Source organism: Microcella sp., assembly GCF_033763155.1.
Taxonomy (GTDB): domain Bacteria; phylum Actinomycetota; class Actinomycetes; order Actinomycetales; family Microbacteriaceae; genus Microcella.
Genome location: NZ_JANRKZ010000126.1, coordinates 1 through 3,365, shown reverse-complemented (window position 1 = coordinate 3,365; position 3,365 = coordinate 1). Strand labels below are relative to the sequence as shown.

Sequence of the window (3,365 nt, the reverse complement as noted above, 5' to 3'; positions counted from 1 at the left end):
TCATCAAGGCTCGCGTGCAGTTGCTGCGCGACATCGGCGCGGCCGTGTCACCCGACAATGCCTGGCAGCTCATTCAGGGCATCGAGACCCTGAGCTTGCGCATCGAGCGTCACGTACAGAACGCCGTGGCCGTCGCCAGCTGGCTCGAGGCACACCCGGATGTCGCGAGCGTCAGCTACTCGGGTCTTTCGTCGAGCCCCTGGTATGCCGCTGCTCAGAAGTACGCGCCGAAGGGTGTGGGCGCCGTGCTCTCGTTCGAATTGAAAGGCGGGGTGGATGCCGGGCGCGCGCTCGTCGACTCGGTCGAGCTCTTCAGCCACGTCGCCAACATCGGCGATGTGCGCAGCCTCATCATTCACCCGGCGTCGACGACGCACTCGCAGCTCACTCCCGAGCAGCAACTCACGAGTGGTGTGACCCCGGGACTCGTTCGACTCTCGGTGGGTCTCGAGAACATCGACGACATCATCGCCGACCTCGAGAAGGGCTTCACGGCCGCTCGCGCGGTCGTCGCAGCAAACGCCGCTCTCTAGCGTCTCTCTCACACTGCGCCCCCGCCGTGCTACGCCTCGTCGTAACACGGCGGGGGCGAAGCCGTGTCTGCGACAGAATGGGCTGAGCATGGATTGGCAAACGAGCGAAGACACGGTGCCCTCGGCGTTCATCACCGAGGCCAACCGGCGCTCGATGCTGGGCACTCCGCCGACGACAGGCGCCTGGCGCGAAGGTGACGCTCCGGGCAATCGCCTTTTTCAGTCGATCGGTTCCCTTGCACTCGAGTCGGGTCAATCCCTTCCGCACGTGCGCATGGCATACGAAACGTGGGGAACTCTCTCGCCCGATCGCGACAATGCCGTGCTCGTCGTGCATGCCCTCACGGGCGACAGCCACGTCGTGGGGCGCCCCGGTCCGGGGCATCCGACAGCAGGGTGGTGGGGCGGCATCGTCGGCCCCGGGCTCGCGATCGACACCGACCGCTGGTTCGTCATCGCGCCCAACATGCTCGGCGGGTGCCAGGGGTCGACGGGTCCCGCCTCGTTTGCTCCCGATGGCGCCGAGTGGGGTTCGCGCTTTCCGTACCTCACCATTCGCGACCAGGTGGCGGCCCAGGTCGGGCTCGCTGACGCGCTCGGCATCGAACGGTTCGCCGCCGTCATCGGCGGGTCGATGGGGGGCATGCACGCGCTCGAGTGGGCGGTGCAGCATCCCGATCGCGTCGAACGCCTCGCCGTGCTCGCAGCCCCGCCCATCTCGAGCGCCGATCAAATCGCATTGAACTCGGTGCAAATCGAGGCGATTCGCATGGATCCACTGTTTCGTGACGGTGACTACTACGACGAGCCCGAAGGTCCCTTTCGCGGACTCGCTCTCGCGCGCCGCATGGCGTTGCTCAACTACCGTTCGCCGAGCGAGCTCAATGAGCGCTTCGAGCGTTCGTGGCAAGGGGTGCTCGACCCGTTGGGCAAAGGCGGTCGGTTCGCCGTCGAGAGCTACCTCGACTTTCACGGCAATAAATTCACGCGTCGATTCGATGCCAACAGCTACATCACTCTCGTCGAGGCGATGAATTCGCACGACATCACCCGCGGTCGCGGAACGCTGACCGAGTCGCTCAGCGGCGTGACCTCCCGCAGCCTCGTGCTCGGAATTGACAGCGACCGGTTGTTCCCCGTCGAACAACAGCAAGCCCTTGCGGCGGCCTTGCCCGGCACGATCCATGGCCCGAACGCGATCGTCGTCTCATCGTCGTTTGGCCACGACGCCTTCCTCATCGAAGACGACCTCGTCGGGCCGCACCTGGCCACCCTCTTGGCGAACTGACCGCGGGCGACGCATGTCACCGCGCATGGCTCGACGCGCACTGACCCTGCTGCTGGCAATGTCGGTCGTGATTTCCGCTGCGGGATGCTCCGCCACCGCGCCCCTCACGCCCGGGCCCTCGGGTGCGGCGGCTACAGCCGCCGAGCTCGCCGTCACGGCCGAGGTGTATCGCACGCGCATCGATCCATCGCGGGGAGCGATTCAGCTCGCCGTGCGCAACGACGCGGAGGCTCCCCTCACGATTGTGGTTGCCAGCCTCGAGTCTCCCGCGCTGTCATCGTCGATATCGCGCGAGCGCACGACGGAGATCGGCCCGGGCCTCACGCGCGATCTGCCGTTGACGCTGTCGCCCGCTGCCTGCCCCGCGAGCACCACGGCGCCGCCGGAGGCGGTGCTCACCGTGGTTCTTGCTGACGGCAGCACCACCGAGCTGCGCGTGCCGACGACTGATCGGCTCGGCCAGTGGGCCGAGTGGGTAGCCGCCGAGTGTTTCGCGGCGGCAGTGGCCGAGCGCGCGACCCTGGATGTCGAGCATGATCCGGGCCGTGACGATGGCGAGGTCATCTGACTGCGCGTGACGGCAGACCGCCACGACCCGGGTCTCGAACTCGTTGCCATCAGTGACACGGTTCTCTTCGGGCTCGTGCGCGCGGCGGATGGTGTTCGCGTGACGAGCGAGCCTTTGGTGGCACGTGACAGCGAATCGGCCGGTCACGCCGAATCAGACGCGGTGAGCATCCCGGTGCTGCTTACGCCCGCGCGGTGCGACCCGCACGCTCTCGCCGACGACAAACAGGGCACGCTCTTTGTCGTCGAGGTACTGCTTGACGGCGTGCCCGGCTCCATCACGATCGTCGCGAACTCGGCAACCCGTGCGGCGTTGTACGACGCGTACACGCGCGCGTGCGGATTGTGATGAATGAGCCCCATTCGGGTGACAGACTGAGCGTGTGGAGCTGATCGAGAAGGAGCGCCGTCGACTCTTGCAGTCGGCCGCTCGCGCCTTCGGGCTCACGGGGGTGCTGATCTCGGCGCTGTGCCTGGCACTGCCGGGTGTCGTTGACCCCGATCTGTTGCCCTCGGTCATCATCGTGCTCATAGGCCAAGCGGGTGCCCTCATCATGGTCGGGCGCAGCACGAACATCGGCTGGATCATTCTGACGATCGTTCTCGGGTGCGGCGCTCTCGCTCTGGCGCAATTGCCGTGGGGCCAGTCAACCTCGATCGCACTCCCTATTTCGCTGGCGCCGCTGGGTGCGGCAGGGCTTGGCGCCGTAGGCATGGTCTTGAGCGAGAGCACTGCTCGCTGGTTGGTGTGGGCCGCGGGCGCCCTCGCGAGCTGTTTTCTCGTCGCGAGCGCCGGCCCGACAACCGCCTTCATCTCGACGCCGGCGATCGCCACCCTCGCCGGATGGGTCATCACGCTCATCATTGGCCTGTGGGTCACCGTCGGCGTGCAACGCGCTGTGCGGCGTATCGAGAACATCGGTCGAGCGCATCACCTCGAACGACAGGCAAGCGAAACCGAGGCGCAGCGCCGACAA

4 protein-coding genes and 1 pseudogene are annotated in these 3,365 nt (G+C 66.6%); all 5 read left to right on the top strand.

From position 1 onward, the window contains the following. Window positions 1-533: PLP-dependent transferase (locus SFU54_RS05490; protein ID WP_319015290.1), on the top strand; the 533-nt coding region annotated here is incomplete at its 5' end. A gap of 88 nt (window positions 534-621) precedes the next feature. Then, window positions 622-1,821 carry a homoserine O-acetyltransferase MetX gene (gene metX, locus SFU54_RS05485; RefSeq protein WP_319015289.1) on the top strand — a complete coding sequence of 400 codons (1,200 nt, stop codon included), beginning with the start codon at window positions 622-624 and terminating at the stop codon, window positions 1,819-1,821. Window positions 1,822-1,846: 25 nt separating this feature from the next. After that, a complete protein-coding gene (locus SFU54_RS05480; RefSeq protein WP_319015288.1) occupies window positions 1,847-2,389 on the top strand; it encodes a hypothetical protein in 543 nt (180 codons plus the stop codon). 6 nt (window positions 2,390-2,395) lie between these two features. Then, complete coding sequence (locus tag SFU54_RS05475) at window positions 2,396-2,737, top strand: hypothetical protein (protein WP_319015287.1); 342 nt, start codon at window positions 2,396-2,398, stop codon at window positions 2,735-2,737. 34 nt (window positions 2,738-2,771) lie between these two features. Then, window positions 2,772-3,365 (top strand): annotated as a pseudogene (locus tag SFU54_RS05470) (histidine kinase); the annotation flags it as partial.